Source organism: Streptomyces sp. NPDC090442 (assembly GCF_044769405.1).
GTDB lineage: Bacteria > Actinomycetota > Actinomycetes > Streptomycetales > Streptomycetaceae > Streptomyces.
The window spans coordinates 1-17500 of record NZ_JBIVXW010000073.1 but is presented as its reverse complement, the minus strand read 5'-3'; the positions used below and the strand labels follow the sequence as shown (position 1 = coordinate 17500).

General features: G+C 72.9%; 14 protein-coding genes. 11 read left to right on the top strand and 3 right to left on the bottom strand.

Annotation, left to right across the window (positions count from 1 at the left end; all coding sequences use genetic code 11):
- Nucleotides 1-112: 112 nt before the first annotated feature.
- The 6 genes from ACIQU6_RS35730 (at nt 113) to ACIQU6_RS35705 (ending at nt 7870) form a co-directional block, all read left to right on the top strand.
- The gene (locus ACIQU6_RS35730; RefSeq protein WP_403485889.1) at nt 113-2221 is read left to right on the top strand and encodes a putative bifunctional diguanylate cyclase/phosphodiesterase; all 2109 of its coding nucleotides are present in this window, start codon (nt 113-115) and stop codon (nt 2219-2221) included.
- An 843-nt stretch (nt 2222-3064) separates the two neighbouring features.
- Nucleotides 3065-3361: an Asp-tRNA(Asn)/Glu-tRNA(Gln) amidotransferase subunit GatC gene (gene gatC / locus ACIQU6_RS35725; protein ID WP_274913123.1), complete on the top strand. Its 297-nt coding sequence runs from the start codon at nt 3065-3067 to the stop codon at nt 3359-3361.
- Nucleotides 3362-3366: 5 nt separating this feature from the next.
- On the top strand, nt 3367-4860 hold the full coding sequence (gene gatA, locus ACIQU6_RS35720) for an Asp-tRNA(Asn)/Glu-tRNA(Gln) amidotransferase subunit GatA (protein ID WP_403485888.1): 1494 nt from the start codon (nt 3367-3369) through the stop codon (nt 4858-4860).
- Between the two features lie 38 nt (nt 4861-4898).
- A complete protein-coding gene (locus ACIQU6_RS35715) occupies nt 4899-5141 on the top strand; it encodes a hypothetical protein (protein WP_274918991.1) in 243 nt (80 codons plus the stop codon).
- Between the two features lie 31 nt (nt 5142-5172).
- Nucleotides 5173-6681 carry an Asp-tRNA(Asn)/Glu-tRNA(Gln) amidotransferase subunit GatB gene (gatB, locus tag ACIQU6_RS35710; RefSeq protein ID WP_403485887.1) on the top strand — a complete coding sequence of 503 codons (1509 nt, stop codon included), beginning with the start codon at nt 5173-5175 and terminating at the stop codon, nt 6679-6681.
- 262 nt (nt 6682-6943) lie between these two features.
- Nucleotides 6944-7870 (top strand): LLM class F420-dependent oxidoreductase, encoded by a 927-nt coding sequence (locus ACIQU6_RS35705; RefSeq protein WP_403485886.1) that lies wholly within the window; start codon nt 6944-6946, stop codon nt 7868-7870.
- Between the two features lie 18 nt (nt 7871-7888).
- Here ACIQU6_RS35705 and ACIQU6_RS35700 read toward each other — a convergent pair whose 3' ends face one another.
- The 3 genes from ACIQU6_RS35700 to ACIQU6_RS35690 are packed head-to-tail and all read right to left on the bottom strand — an operon-like array spanning nt 7889 to nt 10025.
- Complete coding sequence (locus ACIQU6_RS35700) at nt 7889-8893, bottom strand: aldo/keto reductase (RefSeq protein ID WP_403485885.1); 1005 nt, start codon at nt 8891-8893, stop codon at nt 7889-7891.
- Entirely contained in the window at nt 8890-9207 is a 318-nt protein-coding gene (locus ACIQU6_RS35695) for a DUF397 domain-containing protein (protein WP_403485884.1), read from the bottom strand. The genes ACIQU6_RS35700 and ACIQU6_RS35695 overlap by 4 nt, the downstream gene beginning before the upstream one ends.
- A complete protein-coding gene (locus tag ACIQU6_RS35690) occupies nt 9204-10025 on the bottom strand; it encodes a Scr1 family TA system antitoxin-like transcriptional regulator (protein ID WP_403485883.1) in 822 nt (273 codons plus the stop codon). The genes ACIQU6_RS35695 and ACIQU6_RS35690 overlap by 4 nt, the downstream gene beginning before the upstream one ends.
- Nucleotides 10026-10137: 112 nt before the next feature.
- Here ACIQU6_RS35690 and ACIQU6_RS35685 point away from each other — a divergent pair, with 112 nt between their 5' ends.
- The 5 genes from ACIQU6_RS35685 to ACIQU6_RS35665 all read left to right on the top strand — a co-directional run bounded on the left by ACIQU6_RS35685 (nt 10138) and on the right by ACIQU6_RS35665 (nt 17366).
- Nucleotides 10138-10590: an ATP-binding protein gene (locus ACIQU6_RS35685; RefSeq protein WP_403485882.1), complete on the top strand. Its 453-nt coding sequence runs from the start codon at nt 10138-10140 to the stop codon at nt 10588-10590.
- 222 nt (nt 10591-10812) lie between these two features.
- Complete coding sequence (locus ACIQU6_RS35680) at nt 10813-13008, top strand: MMPL family transporter (protein WP_403485881.1); 2196 nt, start codon at nt 10813-10815, stop codon at nt 13006-13008.
- A 66-nt stretch (nt 13009-13074) separates the two neighbouring features.
- Nucleotides 13075-13755 (top strand): hypothetical protein, encoded by a 681-nt coding sequence (locus tag ACIQU6_RS35675; protein WP_403485880.1) that lies wholly within the window; start codon nt 13075-13077, stop codon nt 13753-13755.
- A gap of 257 nt (nt 13756-14012) precedes the next feature.
- Entirely contained in the window at nt 14013-14201 is a 189-nt protein-coding gene (locus ACIQU6_RS35670) for a hypothetical protein (RefSeq protein WP_403485879.1), read from the top strand.
- A 108-nt stretch (nt 14202-14309) separates the two neighbouring features.
- Nucleotides 14310-17366, top strand: a complete 3057-nt coding sequence (locus tag ACIQU6_RS35665) for an AAA family ATPase (RefSeq protein ID WP_403485878.1) — start codon at nt 14310-14312, stop codon at nt 17364-17366.
- Nucleotides 17367-17500 lie beyond the last annotated feature (134 nt).

The following is a 17500-nucleotide window of genomic DNA, read 5'->3' as shown; positions in this document are numbered from 1 at the left end:
GTCGCATTCGGGCAACCGCTGCGGATCGCTGCCCGTGTTGGCCTTCCGCGGCCTACTGTTGACGTGTGCGCCTGCCGTGGCGCGGGCACCGCCGGCTGTGAGAGGGATCGGAATGAAACCGACCGACAGCGCCGCTCCGGCGTCGCGGCTCCGCCGGCTTGTGGTGCCCGCGCTGCCCGCGGCCATCGTCATGGCGGCGAGCGTGGCGCTCGCCGCCGGTGTGCTGCACACCCTCGGCGGCGGCGAGCCGCTGTTCCCCGTAGGTGCCGTCGGCTGGGCGCTGGCGATGCTGACCGGCGTCCTCGTCGGCCACTTGGTCGCCCTCGGCCGCGACCGCTGGTGGGGCGGCACCGGCTCCGGGGCGGCCCTCGCCCTCGCCGTACTCCTCCTGTACGGCTGGGTGCCGGCCGTCCTGGTCAGCCTCTCCGTCGTGACCCTGGTCGGCGCCGCCCGGCGGCAGCGCTGGCGACAGGCCGTGGTCCACGGCGCCGCTGACGTCCTCGGCATCGGCGCCGCGGCGCTCGGCCTGGCCGCCTGCGGGGTGCACCCCGACGTCCGCCGGCCCTGGGCGCCCACCGCCTGGGACCTCACCGTCCTGCCCCAGGTGATCGTGATGGCCGGGGCCTATCTCCTGGTCAGCCGGGGGCTGTTGTGGGTCAGCAGGCTGCCGCTCGCCGGCGGCCTGCCGGACATCTCCCGCACGGCACTGGTGCGGCAGGCGCTGGTCGGCCTCGCGCTGCTCGGCATCGCCCCGTTGATCGCGGTGTGCGCGGTGGGCGCCCCCCTGCTCCTCCCCCTGTTCGCGGTCCCGTTGATCGCGCTGGACTCCACGCTGTGGATAGCCCGGGCCCGCGCCGAGGAGCAGTTGCGCGATCCGCTCACCGGCCTGCCCAACCGCCAGTGGCTGCTGGAGCGCACCTGGACGGCCCTGGACGAGGCCGAGCGGGCCAGCACCCGAGCCGCCCTCGTCCTGATCGACCTCGACCGCTTCCGTTCGGTCAACGACACCCTCGGCCACCTCGCCGGCGACCGGTTGCTGCTCCAGATCGCCGACCGGCTGCGGCACGCCCTGCCGCGTGGCGCGGAGGCCGCCCGGCTCGGCGGCGACGAGTTCGCCGTCCTGCTGCCGGCCACCGACTCCCTCACCAGCTCCCAGCGGGTGGCCCGCAACCTCGTCGCCGCCCTCGGCTCCCCGCTGGACCTCGACGGACTGACCCTCGTGCTCGAAGCCAGCGCGGGGGTCGCGGTCTATCCCGAACACGCCCTGGACGCCGAGGGGTTGCTGCGCCGCGCCGACGTGGCGATGTACCAGGCCAAGCGGGACCGCAGCGGCGTCGAGCTCTACGAGGCCAAGCGGGACGGCAACACCCCGGACCGACTCGGCCTGTTGGGCGATCTGCGCCGCGCCCTGGACGCCGGCGACGTCGAACTCCACTACCAGCCCAAGGTCCGCTTCGACGGCCATGTCTCGGGCCTGGAGGCGCTGGTCCGCTGGGTCCATCCGGACCGCGGCCGGGTGCCACCGGACGAGTTCATCGCCATCGCCGAGTCCTCCGGTCTGATGCCGCGGTTGACCGAGTACGTCCTGGAGACCGCGCTCGCCCAGGTGGCGCGCTGGCGGGCGATGGGCCTGGAGGTGCCGGTCGCGGTGAACGTCTCACCGCGCGACGTGCACTCCCCGGGCTTCGCCGGCGCGGTCGCCGCCCGCCTCGCCCGACATCGGGTCCCACCCGGAGCCCTCCAACTGGAAATAACGGAACACGTCCTCCTGGAGGACCCACAGCGGGCCGCCGACACCCTCGCCGGGCTCACCGCCCACGGCGTGAAGATGTCCCTGGACGACTTCGGCACCGGATACAGCTCCCTGGTCCACCTGCGACGCCTCCCGGTCAGCGAGCTCAAGATCGACCGCTCCTTCGTCGCCCGGCTGGCCGTCGACACCGAGGACGCCGAGATCGTCCGCTGCACCCTCGACCTCGCCCACTCGCTGGGCCTCCTGGTCGTCGCCGAGGGCGTCGAGGACGACGAGACCTGGGAACGCCTGCGGGACCTCGGCTGTGACGCCGTACAGGGCTGGCTGGTGGCGGCCGCGATGCCACCGGACGAGACCACGGCCTGGCTGAGGGCCCGCGGTGAGCACGGGTGGCACCGTGCGTCGGAGACGTCCGCCCTGGCGGCGGAGAAGGCAGCCGAGCGCCCTTCGGGACAGGTCCTCAACTGACCCGGCCACCGGCCGTCCCGCATCCCCGCTCCGACACCAACGCCCAGGCCCCTTCACCGGATTCGACGCCGACGCCCGGATCGGCGCCTTCGCCGGACCCGACGCCCGGATCGACGCCGTCGGCATCCGGACCTTCGGCGTCCGCTCCCTCGCCATCGGACGAGTCCGCGTCGGATGAGGCCGCACCGGATGAGGCCGCGTCGGCCGAAGTCGCTCCCAACGAGGCGGCAACGAACGAGTCGGCAACGAACGAGTCGGCCCTCAACGGGCCGGGGCCGAACGAGCCGGCCCAGAAGCCGGACGAGCCCTTACCGGAGGAGACGGAAGAGGGGGAGGAGAAGGAACCGGCCGAGCGCGAGGCGTCGGACGCGGCCGTGTCGTCGGATCAGCCTGGCGAGTCGGACGAGCCTGGCGGGACAGAGGAGTCCGCGCTCCGCGGGACCGTGCGGCGCGATGGCGCGGGGCATGGTTCCGGGCGCCGGCGGTCCTTAGGGGGCCGCTCGGCGGGGGCGGGTGAGCCGTCGGCGTCGAGCGGCTCGGGGGAGGGTGGCGAAGCCGTCGGTCGGCCCAGGACAAACGATCCGGCAGACGGCTCGGCGGATGGTCCGGAGGGGGCGGAGTGAGTCCCTCCGGGGTGGGGTGAGCCTGTCCACGGCCGGCCCGTGGGGGGCGCCGCGGGGCCTCGTCAGGGCCCCCGTGGGCGCCCGAAGCGAAAGCGTTTCGCGGCAGCGTTCTCGTACGCCATAGGATTGGGCCGGAATACTCCGCCGGAGAATTCGCCCAGAAATCTCCTTCCGGACACTCCGCCCAGAACACTCCGCCGAAAACCCAGAGGATCGCTGCATGCCTGGCATCACGCGCGAGGAGGTCGCCCACCTCGCCCGGCTGGCACGTCTGGAGCTGAAGGCCGAAGAGCTCGACCACTTCGCCGGACAGCTCGACGACATCATCGGCGCGGTCGCCCGCGTCTCCGAGGTCGCCGATCAAGACGTACCGCCGACCTCCCACCCGCTGCCGCTGACGAACGTGATGCGGCCGGACGAGGTCCGTCCTTCGCTCACGTCGGAGCAGGCGCTCTCCGGCGCTCCCGCTCAGGAGCAGCAGCGTTTCAAGGTGCCGCAGATCCTGGGGGAGGAGTGACCACCATGGCAGACCTGATCAAGCTCACCGCCGCCGAGACCGCGGCGAAGATCGCCGCCGGTGAGATCACCGCCGTCGAGGTGACCGAGGCGCACCTGGCCCGCATCGAGGCCGTCGACGAGAAGGTGCACGCCTTCTTGCACGTGGACCGCGAGGGCGCGCTGGCCCAGGCCCGCGCCGTCGACGAGAAGCGCGCCCGCGGCGAGAAGCTGGGCCCGCTGGCCGGCGTCCCGCTCGCGCTGAAGGACATCTTCACCACCGAGGGCGTGCCCACCACGGTCGGCTCGAAGATCCTCGAAGGCTGGCTCCCGCCCTACGACGCGACGCTGACCAAGAAGCTCAAGGCCGCCGACGTCGTCATCATCGGCAAGACCAACATGGACGAGTTCGCCATGGGGTCGTCGACGGAGAACAGCGCCTACGGGCCGACCGGCAACCCCTGGGACCTCACCAAGATCCCCGGCGGCTCCGGCGGCGGCTCCTCCGCCGCCCTGGCCTCCTTCCAGGCCCCGCTCGCCATCGGCACGGACACCGGCGGTTCGATCCGTCAGCCCGCCGCCGTCACCGGCACCGTCGGCGTCAAGCCCACCTACGGCGGCGTCTCCCGCTACGGCATGGTGGCCTTCTCCAGCTCCCTGGACCAGGGCGGCCCGTGCGCCCGCACGGTGCTGGACACCGCGCTGCTGCACGAGGTCATCGCCGGCCACGACCCGCTGGACTCCACCTCCATCGACGCCCCGGTCCCGGCGGTCGTCGAGGCGGCCCGCAACGGCAGCGTGGACGGCATGCGGATCGGTGTCGTCAAGCAGTTCCGCGGCGAGGGCTACCAGCCCGGCGTGCTCCAGCGCTTCGACGAGTCGGTCGCGCTCCTCACGGAGTTGGGCGCCGAGATCGTCGAGCTGGACTGCCCGTCCTTCGACCTGGCGCTGGCCGCGTACTACCTGATCGCGCCCTCGGAGTGCTCCTCCAACCTCGCCCGCTTCGACGCCATGCGCTACGGCCTGCGGGTCGGCGACGACGGCACGAAGTCCGCCGAGGAGGTCACCGCGCTGACCCGTGAGGCCGGCTTCGGCCCCGAGGTCAAGCGCCGCATCATGCTCGGCACCTACGCGCTCAGCTCCGGCTACTACGACGCGTACTACGGCAGCGCCCAGAAGGTCCGCACCCTCATCACCCGGGACTTCGAGCGGGCCTTCGAGCAGGTCGACGTGATCATCTCGCCGACCACGCCGACCACCGCGTTCCCGATCGGCGAGCGCACCGACGACCCGATGGCGATGTACCTCGCCGACGTCTGCACCATCCCCGCCAACCTCGCGGGCAACGCCGCGATGTCGCTGCCCTGCGGCCTGGCGCCCGAGGACGGCCTGCCGGTGGGTCTGCAGATCATCGCGCCCGCGATGGCCGACGATCGGCTGTACAAGGTGGGCGCCGCCGTCGAGTCCGCGCTCACCGAGAAGTGGGGCCACTCCCTGCTGGAGGAGGCGCCGGCCCTGTGAACGCCGTAGCCAACCAGGACATGCCGAAGGAGACTGCCGTGAGCGGAAAGCTGGCCAAGGCCAAGAACTTCAAGAAGTCCAAGCCCGGCACCTATCTGTCCATCGGCACCACGCTGTTCGGCGCGGTGAGCGTCGTCAAGCAGGCGAAGAAGGCCAAGGGGGAGCACGACACCCTCCAGCTCATCGACGCCGCCATCTCCGCCGCCGCCATCGTCACCGGTGTCGCCCTGCTCGTCCGCGAACTGCGCCGTCTCAACGACGACGACGTCCTCGCGGGCTGACCGGCGCCGGACCTGAGAGGTTAGTTTCACCGTGACTGTCACCGAACTGGTGCCGTACGAGGACGCGTTGGCCACCTACGACCCCGTGATGGGTCTGGAGGTGCACGTCGAGCTCGGCACCAAGACCAAGATGTTCTGCGGGTGTGCCACCACCCTGGGCGCCGAGCCCAACTCGCAGACCTGCCCCACCTGCCTGGGCCTGCCCGGCTCGCTCCCGGTCGTCAACGCGATCGGCGTCGAGTCCGCGGTCAAGATCGGCCTGGCGCTGAACTGCTCGATCGCCGAGTGGTGCCGCTTCGCCCGGAAGAACTACTTCTATCCGGACATGCCGAAGAACTTCCAGACGTCGCAGTACGACGAACCCATCGCCTTCGACGGGTACTTGGACGTTCAGCTGGAGGACGGCGAGGTCTTCCGGGTCCACATCGAGCGGGCCCACATGGAGGAGGACACCGGCAAGTCCACCCACGTCGGCGGCGCCACCGGTCGGATCCACGGCGCGCAGCACTCGCTGCTGGACTACAACCGCGCCGGCATCCCGCTCATCGAGATCGTCACCAAGCCCATCGAGGGCGCGGGCGAGCGGGCCCCCGAGGTCGCCAAGGCGTACGTCGCCGAACTGCGCGAGCTCATCAAGGCGTTGGGCGTCTCCGAGGCCCGCATGGAGATGGGCCAGATGCGCTGCGACGTGAACCTCTCGCTGCGCCCCAGGGGCGTCGAGAAGTTCGGCACCCGCTCCGAGACCAAGAACGTCAACTCGCTGCGCTCCGTGGAGCGGGCCGCCCGGTTCGAGATCCAGCGGCACGCCGCGGTGCTCTCCGCCGGCGGCACGATCATCCAGGAGACCCGGCACTTCCACGAGGACGACGGCTCCACCACCTCGGGCCGGGTCAAGGAGGAGGCGGAGGACTACCGCTACTTCCCCGAGCCGGACCTGGTGCCGGTGGCCCCGTCCCGTGAGTGGGTCGAGGAACTGCGGGCCGAGCTGCCCGAGTTGCCGCGGGTGCGCCGCAACCGGCTGCGCGAGGAGTGGGGCATCGCCGAGCTCGACATGCAGTCGATCCTCAACGCCGGCGCGGTCGACCTGATCGTCGCCACCACCGAGGCCGGTGCGGACGCCGCCGCGGCCCGCAAGTGGTGGATGGGCGAGCTGGCCCGTCGCGCCAACGAGGACGGCGTGGAGCTCGGCGCGCTGCCGATCACCCCGGAGCAGGTCGCCCGGGTCGCCGCGCTGGTCGCCGACGGCTCGCTCAACGACAAGCTGGCCCGGCAGACCATCGAGGGCGTGCTGGCCGGCGAGGGCGACCCGGACACCGTCGTCGAGAAGCGCGGCCTGAAGGTCGTCTCCGACGAGGGTGCGCTGGGCACCGCGGTGGACGAGGCGATCGCCGCCAACGCCGCCATCGCCGACAAGATCCGCGGCGGCAAGGTGGCCGCGGCCGGTGCCCTGGTCGGCGCGGTCATGAAGGCCACCCGCGGTCAGGCGGACGCCGCCCGGGTGCGCGAGCTGATCCTGGAGAAGCTGGGCGTCGAGGGCTGAGAACCTGCCCTTGCCGGCATCTGGCGCGCGAAGCGGCCGTCCCTCCTCGGAGGGGCGGCCGCTTCGTCGTACGGCGGCGGTGCCGGGCGTCCGTACCCCTCCCGGGTGAATTCTCGATCTTCTGTCGCGGTGGTGGAATGCCGCGCCGCCGGCCGGTGCTGTCACGGGAAAGGGCCGGAAGGATCAACGTCGGCAACGGTTGACGACGCCGGCCACGGGGCCCGGCGGGAGCAACGCCCGCCGGAGAGCGGAGGAGTGAGCGATGGCGCAGCAGGGGACGGCCGCACCGGGGGGTCGAAGGGTCGCGGCGCGGATCGGGCGGGTCGGGATCTGGCAGGGCGGGCTGGGCCGGGTGTCGGCCGCGGTGGCGCGGGAGTTCGCGGCCGAGGTCGAGCGGCTGGGCTACGGGGCGTTGTGGTTCGGCGAGGCGCAGGCGACCAAGGAGGCGTTCGCGCAGGCCGGGGTGTTGCTGGCCGCCACCGAGCGGCTGACGGTCGCCACCGGCATCGCCAACATCTGGGTCCGCGACGCCACGGCGATGAACGGCGGCGCGCACACCCTCGCCGAGGCGTACGAGGGCCGGTTCCTGCTGGGGCTGGGCGCCAGCCACGCCCCGCAGGTCAACACGCGGGGCCACACCTACGCCAAGCCGCTCGCCGCGATGCGCTCGTATCTGGCGGCGATGGACGAGTCCGTCTACGAGGGCCCGGTGCCGGAGGCGCCCGCCCGGGTGCTCGCCGCGCTCGGCCCGAAGATGCTGGAGCTGGCCGCCGAGCGGGCCGCCGGCGCGCACCCGTACTTCGTCACGCCCGAGCACACCGCCCGGGCCCGCGAGGTGCTGGGCGCCACCCCGCTGCTCGCCCCCGAGCAGGCCGTCCTGCTGGAGACCGACCCGGCGAAGGCCCGCGCCCTGATCCGCGCGGAGCACCTCGGTCTCTACCTCGCGCTGCCCAACTACACCAACAGCCTGCGCCGGTTGGGCTTCGAGGACGACGACTTCGCGGGCGGCGGCAGCGACCGGCTGGTCGACGCGCTGGTGGCCTGGGGCGATGCGGACGCCATCCGGCGGCGGGTGCAGGAGCACCACGACGCCGGCGCCGACCACGTCGCGCTCCAGCCGATCGCCGCCGAGCGCGGCCTGGGCATAGACCAACTGCGCGAGCTGGCACCGGCGTTGCTGACCGGGTGACCGGGCCGCGGCCGTCGGTCAGTGGCCGAGGCGGGCCAGGGCCGCGTCGGGGTAACGCCCGCCGGCCACCGCGCCGTCGGGCACCGCGGCCCGGAGCCGGTCCGCCTGCTCCGGGCTGAGCACCAGGTCGGCCGCGGCCGCGTTCTCCTCCAGGTAGGCGCGGCGCTTGGTGCCGGGGATCGGCACGATGTCCTCACCCTGGGCGAGCAGCCAGGCGAGGACGGCCTGCGCCGGCGTGCAGCCCAGGAACTCGGCGGTGGTGCGGATCGCCCGCACCAGCGCCAGATTGCGCTCGATGTTCTCGTCCGCGAACCGCGGCCACCGGCGCCGGGCGTCGTCGGCGGTGAGGTCCTCGCGGGAGGCCAGCGCGCCGGTCAGCATCCCGCGCCCGAGCGGCGAGTACGCGACGACCCCGATGCCCAACTCGCGGCAGGTCGCCAGCATTTCGCCCGCCAGCACGTCGCGCGTGAAGAGGGAGTGCTCCAACTGCACGGCGCTGATGGGATGGACGGCGTGCGCCCGGCGCAGCGTCTGCGGGTTCACCTCGCTGAGGCCGAGGTGGCGCACGGACCCTTCGGCGACGAGCTCCGCCAGGGCGCCGACCGTCTCCTCGACGGGGACGTCCGGGTCGCGCCGGTGCATGTAGTACAGGTCGATCCGGTCCGTCCCGAGGCGGCGCAGCGAGGCGTGACACGCCTCCCGCACCCAGGGGGCCGAGGTGTCGACCGCGTTCACCCGTCCCGTGGCCGGGTCGTGCCGCAGCCCGAACTTGGTCGCGACGACCAGTCCGTCCCGCACGGAGGCCGGCCGGCTGCCCAACCACCGGCCGAGGAACTCCTCGTTGGCGCCCCGCCCGTACGCGTCCGCGGTGTCGAGCAGGTTCACCCCGAGCTCGACCGCGCGGTCGAGGGTGCGGACGGACTCGTCGTCGTCCGGCACCCCGTACGAGATGGACATCCCCATGCAGCCGAGCCCGAGCGCGGAGACGACCGGCCCGGCGGCGCCGAGTTGGCGCCGCCTCACGGCTGCGCGACGGCGTCGGCGACCACGTCGGCGAGGAACGTCCCCCAGGCGGCCGCCCCGAGGGTGAGCACGGGTCCGCCGGGATCCTTGGAGTCGCGGATGCGGATGGCGGCGGTGGGGGAGGCGGAGACTTCGAGGCAGGCGCCGCCCTGATCGCTACTGTGGCTGGACTTGCGCCAATTGTTGGCGGCTTCGAGGCAGTTGCCGCCCTCGCTGGCGCTGTAGCTGGACTTGCGCCAGTCGTAGGCAGCTTCGAGGCAGTTGCCGCCTTCGTCACTGCTGTAGCTGGACTTGAACCAGGCCAGATCGCTCATGTCTCTCCCGCCAGCTGATCGAGCAGGCTGATGCTGTCTTCCGGTGTCAGTGCCTGCGATCGCAGCATCCCATATTTCTGTTGGAGCAGACTGACCTCACTCAGGTCATCCACGAGGTAGCTGACGCGTTGGCCTTCGATGTACGCAAGTTGGCCGTGATCGGCCGTTTCCAGCAGCACGATGGGGCCAGCTAGCCCCGCGTGCTTCTGGCGACCCGTAGGCATGATCTGAAGCCCGACGAACGGCAACTCCGCGTGCTCCCGCAGATGTTGGATCTGATGCCGTAGCACCTCGTCACCGCCGATCGGGCGGCGCAGGATCACCTCTTCCAGGATGAAGTTCAGGATCGGTGGCGGGTCCCGTTGCAGGAGTTGTTGACGATCGAGTCGCGCGGTCAGGCGTTCGGCGGTGTCGGCCTCCCTTATGGGCGGGAAGAGGCACGAGAAGACGGCCTGTGCGTAGGCCGGCGTCTGGAGTAGGCCGGGTACGACGTGGTTCTCGTACGAGAGCAGGGAGATCGCCTCTGCCTCGTACTCGACGAAGTCCTGCACGAAGGCCGGAAAGCGCTCCTTGTTGGGAACCTGCCGCACCGCGACCGCCAACGCCCCCTTCGTGTCGAGGAGTTCGTCCAGCGTTTCGGCCAGGTCCAGCTTCAGGGCTCTGCGGCCCTGCTCGATGGAGCCGATGGTGTCCTCGTGCAGGCCCACCGCCTCCGCCAGGGCCGGTTGCGTGAAACCGGCCGCCCTGCGGAAGTGGCTCAACTGGGCGCCGATCACATGCCAGGACGTGATCCGCTTCGGTTTGTTCGGCTGGTGCATGCCGCTTGCCTTCCCCCCGTCGTGCCCGGCTGATGCGGCGGAATGTCGTACATCGCATCTGTACGACATCACGCTGTGGTTCAGCGTAATCACGACCAGTGACATTGGGTGCATGTACGAGGAAGAGGGGATTCAGGCCGTGCGGGTCCGGACGGCGTTCTACCGGCGCGAGCGCCGTTCCGTGGCGCTGGCAAGGGAGTTCGCGCGGGTCGCGCTCGCCGACTGGGACCGGAAGCGGGGCGCGGACGACGTGGTGCTCTGCGTGAGCGAGCTGGCCACCAATGCGCTGCTGCACGGCGTCCCGCCGGGACGCGGATATCGGCTGTGGCTGGCGTTGGGGACGGGGGACGGGGTGCTGCGGGTGGAGGTGCATGACAGCGGGGACGGTGAGCCGCGTGTGTCGGAGGGGGGTGGCGTGGCGGATGAGGAGTGCGGGCGCGGGCTGTGGCTGGTGTCCGCGTTGGCGGACGCGTGGGGCGTCGAGGAGCGGGTGCCCGGCAAGATCGTGTGGTGTGAGTGGCGACCGGAGGGGGAGGGCGAAGAAAGTCCGTTAAGGGGGTTTTGACGGGATTAACCGCCCAATAAGGAAAGCGGGTTGCCTTTGGGGGTCTGGCTGTGGGGAAGTCCACAAAGGGGACAAAGGATCTTTTCGGGCTGACAGTCTGCACCTGCCCGGCCCGTCCCCGACCTCATCTCCGTTGTCCTCCCCCTCCCCGTCCTCCCCTGTTCGTCCGCGTTCGGCTCCCCCGCTGCCGGGAGATATCGGCGCACGACCCGGAAGCAGCCCGTGACCGCTCTGGCCCGTTGGTGCCTCAGGCGCCGCCTCGTGGTGCTCCTCCTCTGGCTCGCCGCGTTGGCCGGCACGGCCGCGGCCGCGGGACTCGCCGGCTCCGCGTACTCCACCGACTACGGGGTCCCCGGTACCGAGTCCGGCCGGGCCGGCGCCCTGTTGGCCAAGGCGTTCCCGGACCGTGCGGGCGACGCCGACACCATCGTCTGGCACACCGGCGACGGCAGCGTGCGCGTCGCCGAGGTCCGCACGACCATGACGCGGACGTTGGCCGAGGTTGCCAAACTGCCCGGCGTGGCCGACGTCCAGGGCCCCTACGTGGCGGGCGGCGGCGAGCAGATCAGCCGGGACGGGCGCACCGCCTACGCCTCGCTGACCTTCCGGAGTTCGCCGGACGACCTGCCGGCGTCCCAGGTGCGGAAGGTGGTGGACACCGCCAAACGGGCCGCCGGGAACGGCCTCCAGGTGGAGTTGGGCGGCAGCGGGGTCGCGCTCACCCAGGCCCCGCACGATCAACTGCCGGAGGCGATCGGGGTGGCCGCGGCGGCGGTGGTGCTCTTCCTCGCCTTCGGGTCGCTGGCCGCGACCCTGTTGCCGATCGTGACGGCGCTGGCCGCCGTCGGCACCGCGGCCGCCGGGATCAGCCTGCTCGGCCACGTCATGACGGTCGCCGACTTCGCCCCGATGCTGGGCATGTTGATCGGCCTCGGGGTCGGTATCGACTACGCGCTCTTCATCGTCACCCGGCACCGCAAGGGGCTCCGCGCGGGGCTCTCCGTCCAGGAGGCCGCGGAGCGCGCGGTGACGGTGTCCGGGCGCGCGGTGGTCTTCGCCGGCGCCACCGTCTGTATCGCCCTGCTCGGCATGCTCACCCTGCGGCTCGGCTTCCTCAACGGGGTCGCGCTGGCCGCCTCGCTCACCGTCGTCCTCACCGTGGCCGCCTCCATCACGCTGCTGCCGGCGCTGCTGGGGTTCATCGGGATGCGGGCGTTGGGGCGGCGGGAGCGGCGCCGGTTGGCCGAGGAGGGGCCGGTGACCGCCACCGGGACGGGCCCGGCCGCCCGTTGGGCCGGCTTCGTCGAACGCCACCCCAAGCTGCTCGGCGCCGCCGCGGCCGCCGTGATGCTCACCCTGGCGCTGCCCACCCTCGGCCTCCACCTGGGCACCTCGGACCAGGGCAACGACCCGGCGACGGCCACCACGCGCAAGGCGTACGACCTGCTGGCGGACGGCTTCGGGCCGGGCTTCAACGGGCCGCTGACGCTGGTCGGTTCGCTCGACGGCGCCCCCGACCGGCTCGCCTTCGACAGGCTGCCGCAGGTCCTCCGGGACACCCCCGGCGTGGCGCAGGTCAGCGGGCCGGACTTCGACGGCGGCCACGCCACCGGGGTGATCACCGTCGTCCCGGACAGCGCGCCGCAGTCGCAGCGGACCTCCGACCTGGTCAGCAGGTTGCGCACCGAGGTGCTGCCGCACGCGGCGGACGGCACCTCGCTCCGGGTGCAGGTCGGCGGGGTCACCGCCGGCTACGACGACTTCGCCGCGGTCATCGTCGGCAAACTGCCGCTCTTCCTGGGCGCGGTGATCGGCCTGGGCTCCGTCCTCCTGCTGCTCGCGTTCCGCAGCATCGGCATCCCCCTCAAGGCCGCGCTGATGAACCTGGCGGCGGTCTCCGCCTCGTTCGGGATCGTCGTCGCGGTCTTCCAATGGGGGTGGGGGAGCGAGGCGTTGGGCCTGGGGCGGGCCGGTCCCATCGAGCCGTTCCTGCCGGTCATCATGGTCTCGGTGCTCTTCGGGCTCTCGATGGACTACCAGGTCTTCCTGGTCAGCAGGATGTACGAGGAGTGGCAGCGGACCGGGGACAACCGGCGGGCGGTGCGGGTCGGGCTCGCCGAGACCAGCCGGGTGATCAACTCGGCCGCGGTGATCATGATCGCGGTGTTCGGGGCCTTCGTCCTCAGCGGCGACCGGATCATCGCCATGTTCGGCATCGGGCTGGCCGCCGCCGTCGCACTGGACGCGTTCGTGCTGCGCACGCTGCTGGTGCCGGCCCTCATGCACCTGCTGGGTGGCGCCAATTGGTGGCTGCCGGTCTGGTTGGAGCGGCGGCTGCCGCGGCTGAGCATCGAGCCGCCCGAGGAGCCGGCCGCGCCCGCGCCGTCGGCGGAGGACCGACCGTCGGTGACGGTCTGACCGCCTGACGTAGCCGCCGCGCCGGTTCTCATCTGGCTCTCAGACGCGGCACCTACGGTCGCGCCCATGGGAACGACGACCGACAAGCGCGACGACGCGAAGACGACCACCACTGACCAGGGGGCCAAGGACGCGACCGAGGCCGCGGAGCGGACCGAGGAGACGGCGGCTGCCGGCGGCGAGGAGAACGGGGAGAAGGCCGGAGAGAAGGTCGTAGAGACGGCCAAGGCGCAGGCCGACGGGGGCACCGAGGCGGGGGAGAAGGCCGCGGGCGAGGCCGATGGCGCCGACGCCGCTGCCGACGTGGACGCCGACGACGAGACCGACGTTGAGGCGGACGCCTCGGAGGCGCCCGCCCGTTCCGGTGCGGCCGCCGGCGCCGGGGCCGTCGTGGCCGCCGGGCTCGGCCTGGCCTCCATGACCGGCACCTGGCTCGGCACCCTGCTCGCCGAACGGCAGACCCTGGTCGGCCAGATCAAGGTCCAGTCCGGCAAGGCCACCGACCAGATCGCCACCGTCTACGGCGCCCCCTGGCACACCACCGCCCTGGTCAACGGGGTCTTCGCGGTGCTCGCCATGGTCGTCGCCGCGGTGGTGCTGACCGGGCGCCGCCCCACCTGGGTGCGCGCCGTCGCCTGGGGCGGGCTGGTGCTCGGCTTCCTCGGGCTGCTGATCTCGGCGGGCATGTACCTCGACCTGTTCGCGAGCCTGCCCAGCCTGCCTAAGGTGCCGGGCGCCGGCTCCTGAGCCCCCATGAGGCCCCCGGCGTCCGCGCCTAAGGCCCCTGGGGCGTAACGCGGCGTCGTGCCGTACGGGAACGGGCGGGAGCAGGGGGCTCCTAGGCCCCCGACCGGCCCGTCGTCCCGTATGGCGGACGCCGGCGGGGGCCGGGGATCGGGCACTCTCCCGATGTGCCGGACCCTCCTTGGAGGCGAGAGTGGAGGCCATCGGCGCCCGGCGAACGGCCGGGCGTCGCCACCGCCTCATCCCAAGGGGGAGAGCCCATGTACGTCTCCGAGTTGGAGCTCCGGGTCCGTTACGAGGAACTGCGCCGCGAGGCCGACCGCCGCCGGCTGGTGCGCGAGGCCACCCACGCGGCGTGGGACGCCGGCCGTTCCGGAAGTGAGGAGTCCGGAAGGCGGGTGAGGGCGGACCGGGGCCGGCGGGGGCGGGCCCGGCGCGCCACCGCCTGACCGCCCAACGGCCTTGTGACCGGGGACGTTCGAGGACCCGGGGGTGTCCCGCGGCGGCGCCCCCGCGGTGTGCCCGAAAGCACTGCCGCATTGTCAGACCCCTGTGCGATGCTCGGCATCGTGGAGACCAGAGCGATCAGTCCCGTCTTCGTCGGCCGTGCCGCCGAGCTCGCCGAGTTGGGCGACGCGCTGGCGCGGGTCGCGGCGTCCGGCGAGCCCCAGGCCCTGCTGATCGGGGGCGAGGCCGGGGTCGGCAAGACCCGCCTGATCGAGGAGTTCTGCGAGACGGCCCGCGACCGCGGCGCGCAGGTCGCGCTCGGCGGCTGCATCGAAATCGGCTCCGAGGGCCTGCCGTTCGCCCCCTTCTCCGCCGTCCTGCACACCCTCAACGCCCACCTGCCCGACGAGCTGGCCGCGGCCGTCGCCGGCCAGGAGGGCGAACTGGCCAGGATCCTGCCGGAGTTGGGCGAGACCGCGGGCGAGAGCCGGGACGAGGAGACCGGCCGCGCCCGGCTCTTCGAGCTGACCGCCCGCCTCCTGGAGCGGCTCGCCGCCCACCGCACCCTCGTCCTCGTCGTCGAGGACCTGCACTGGGCCGACCGCTCCACCCGCGAACTGCTCGCCTACCTCCTGCGCGCCCTCCACGACGCCGGCATCCTCCTGGTCGCCACCTACCGCTCCGACGACATCCACCGCCGCCACCCGCTGCGCCCCTTCCTCGCCGAGATCGACCGGATGCGCACCGTCCGCCGCATCGAGCTGGACCGCTTCAACCGCGACGAGGTCCGCACCCAGATCGCCGGCATCCGGGGCAGCGAGCCCGCCGAGGAGATCGTCGACCGGGTCTTCAAGCGCTCCGAGGGCAACGCCTTCTTCGTCGAGGAGCTGGCCCGCAGCCTCGCCGACGGCTGCCGCTACGGCCTCAGCGACCCGCTGCGCGATCTGCTGCTGGTGCGCGTCGAGGCGCTCCCCGAGGACGCCCAACGGGTGGTGCGGATCGCCGCCGAGGGCGGCTCCACCGTCGAGCACGAACTCCTCGCCGCCGTCTGCCGGATGCCCGAGGACGACCTCATCGAGGCGCTCCGCGCCGCCGTCGGCTCCAACACCCTGCTGCCCACCCAGGACGGCACCGGCTACCGCTTCCGACACGCCCTGGTCCGCGAGGCCGTCGTCGACGACCTGCTGCCCGGCGAGCGCACCCGCCTCAACCGCCGCTACGCCGAGGCACTTCAGGCCGCCCCGGCCCTCGTCCGCTCCGAGGTCTGCGCCACCCGGCTGGCCAGCTACTGGTACAAGGCCCACGACGCCGCCAAGGCACTGCCCGCCGTCCTCGCCGCCTCCGTGCAGGCCCGCCGCCGGCACGCCTACGCCGAGCAACTGCGGCTGCTGGACCGCGCCCTGGAGCTGTGGGACGACGCGCCCGTCGAGGTCCGCCAGACGGTGCGCCCGGTCGACTACGCCGAGGCGTACCCGGCCTGCGGCTGCGACGACGAGGCCCTCCGCTTCCTGGACCTGCTCGCCGAGATCGCGGTGGCCGCCCGGTTGTCCGGCGACGGCGAGCGGGCCTTCACCATCACCAAGCGCGCCCTGCGCGCGCTGCGCACCGAGCACGACGCCCAGCGCACCGCCTGGTTCCTGGTGCAGCGCTCCAGGCTCTGCCAGTCCACCGGCCGCGGCGACGGCTGGGAAGACCTGGGCAAGGCGCAGGAGTTGATGCGCGGACTGCCGCCGTCGTCCGTGCACGCCACCGTCACCGCCGCCGTCGCCAGTTGGCAGATGCTGCACGAGCCGGGCCCGGGCGCCTTCGCCACCGCCGAACGGGCCGTGGAGCTGGCCCGTACGGTCGGCGACGAGGAGGCCGAGCTCAACTCCCGGGTGACGCTGGCCGGGCTGCGGGTGGATGCCGGCGACGTCGAGGAGGGCCTCGCAGAGTTCCGTGCCGTCCTGGACCGTGCCGTCGACCGGGGCTACTTCGCCGTCATCGGCCGCGGCCACGTCAACCTCCCGGGCACCCTGGAGGGCGTCGGCCGCTCCCGCGAGGCGGTGGACGTCACCGACCAGGGCGTCGCGCTCACCACCCGCTACGGCCTGACCAACAGCACCAGTTGGGTGCTGAGCAACCGCGCCGAATCGCTCCAGTCGCTCGGCCGCTGGGAGGAGGCCGGCCGGGCCGCCGCCGAGGCCCGCCGCCTCGCCCGGGACCCGCGCGCCGTCGCCCTGGCCGCCAGCCGCCTCACCGCGCTGGCCCTGGACACCGGCGATCTGGCCGCCGCCGAGCGCGAACTGGCCGTCGCGCAGGAGCACTACGGCACCCACGACCCCCAGCCGCAGCACGCCCTCCCCATGGCGCGGCACGCGCTGCGGCTCGCCGCCCGCCAGGGTCGGATCCTCGACGCCCGGGCCGTCCTCCTCCAGGTCGTGCCCGGCACCGGCTTCGCGCCCGGCCTGCACCGCTACGCCTGGCCGCTGCTGTGGTCGGCCACCGCCGTCGAGTCCGACGCCCGCGGGCTGCCCGCCGCCGAGCCCGGCCGGCCCGGGGTCCTGGCCCGCATCCGGCAGGCCGCCAAGCGACTGCCGCGGCTCTCGCCGGTGTGGGACGCCTACGGAACGGCCGTCGAGGCCGAACTCCGCCGCGCCGAGGGCCGGGAGTCCCCCGACGCCTGGGCCGCCGCCGTCGCCGCCTTCGAACGGCTCGCCCGGCCACACGAGTTGGCCTGGTGCTGCGGGCGCTGGGCCGAGTCACTGCTGCACGGCACGGAGCGGGCCGGCGCCGGCCTCGACGGCCGGACCCCGCGCGAGGCCGCCGTCCTGGTGCTCGGCCAGGCGCACGCGGTCGCGGTCCGCACCGGCGCCCGACCGCTGACCGGCGAGCTCGAACTCCTCGCCCAACGCGCCCGCATACCCCTCCCCGGCCGCGGCCCGGTGCCCGATGCGCCCCGCCCACCGGCGCCCGCCACCCCCGTCGAGTCCCTGGGCCTCACCCCCCGGGAACGCGATGTGCTCCGCCTGGTCGCCGATGGCCGCAGCAACCGTCAGATCGCTGACGAGTTGTTCATCTCCCCGAAGACGGCCAGCGTCCATGTCTCCAACATTCTGGCCAAGTTGGGGGTGTCGGGGCGCGGCGAGGCCGGTGCGGTTGCGCACCGGTTGAGGCTCTTCGCCTAACGGTGGGCCGCCCACGCTGCCGGTCCGCTTGCGCGGGGCGGGTCGAGTTGTCCGCTGCGCGGGGCTGTCGGCTGCGGTGACGGGTCTCCGGGGGTGGTAGGCCAGACTGCTTCGCTTTACGTCTGGCCTACCAC

Excerpts from the sequence above, each read along its gene's own strand:
- ACIQU6_RS35665 (WP_403485878.1), top strand. The coding sequence starts at position 14,310 with ATGCTCGGCATCGTGGAGACCAGAGCGATCAGTCCCGTCTTCGTCGGC.
- ACIQU6_RS35675 (WP_403485880.1), top strand. The coding sequence starts at position 13,075 with ATGGGAACGACGACCGACAAGCGCGACGACGCGAAGACGACCACCACT.
- ACIQU6_RS35695 (WP_403485884.1), bottom strand. The coding sequence starts at position 9,207 with ATGAGCGATCTGGCCTGGTTCAAGTCCAGCTACAGCAGTGACGAAGGC.
- ACIQU6_RS35705 (WP_403485886.1), top strand. The coding sequence starts at position 6,944 with ATGGCGCAGCAGGGGACGGCCGCACCGGGGGGTCGAAGGGTCGCGGCG.
- ACIQU6_RS35685 (WP_403485882.1), top strand. The coding sequence starts at position 10,138 with ATGTACGAGGAAGAGGGGATTCAGGCCGTGCGGGTCCGGACGGCGTTC.
- ACIQU6_RS35670 (WP_403485879.1), top strand. The coding sequence starts at position 14,013 with ATGTACGTCTCCGAGTTGGAGCTCCGGGTCCGTTACGAGGAACTGCGC.
- ACIQU6_RS35730 (WP_403485889.1), top strand. The coding sequence starts at position 113 with ATGAAACCGACCGACAGCGCCGCTCCGGCGTCGCGGCTCCGCCGGCTT.
- gatC (WP_274913123.1), top strand. The coding sequence starts at position 3,065 with ATGCCTGGCATCACGCGCGAGGAGGTCGCCCACCTCGCCCGGCTGGCA.
- ACIQU6_RS35690 (WP_403485883.1), bottom strand. The coding sequence starts at position 10,025 with ATGCACCAGCCGAACAAACCGAAGCGGATCACGTCCTGGCATGTGATC.
- gatA (WP_403485888.1), top strand. The coding sequence starts at position 3,367 with ATGGCAGACCTGATCAAGCTCACCGCCGCCGAGACCGCGGCGAAGATC.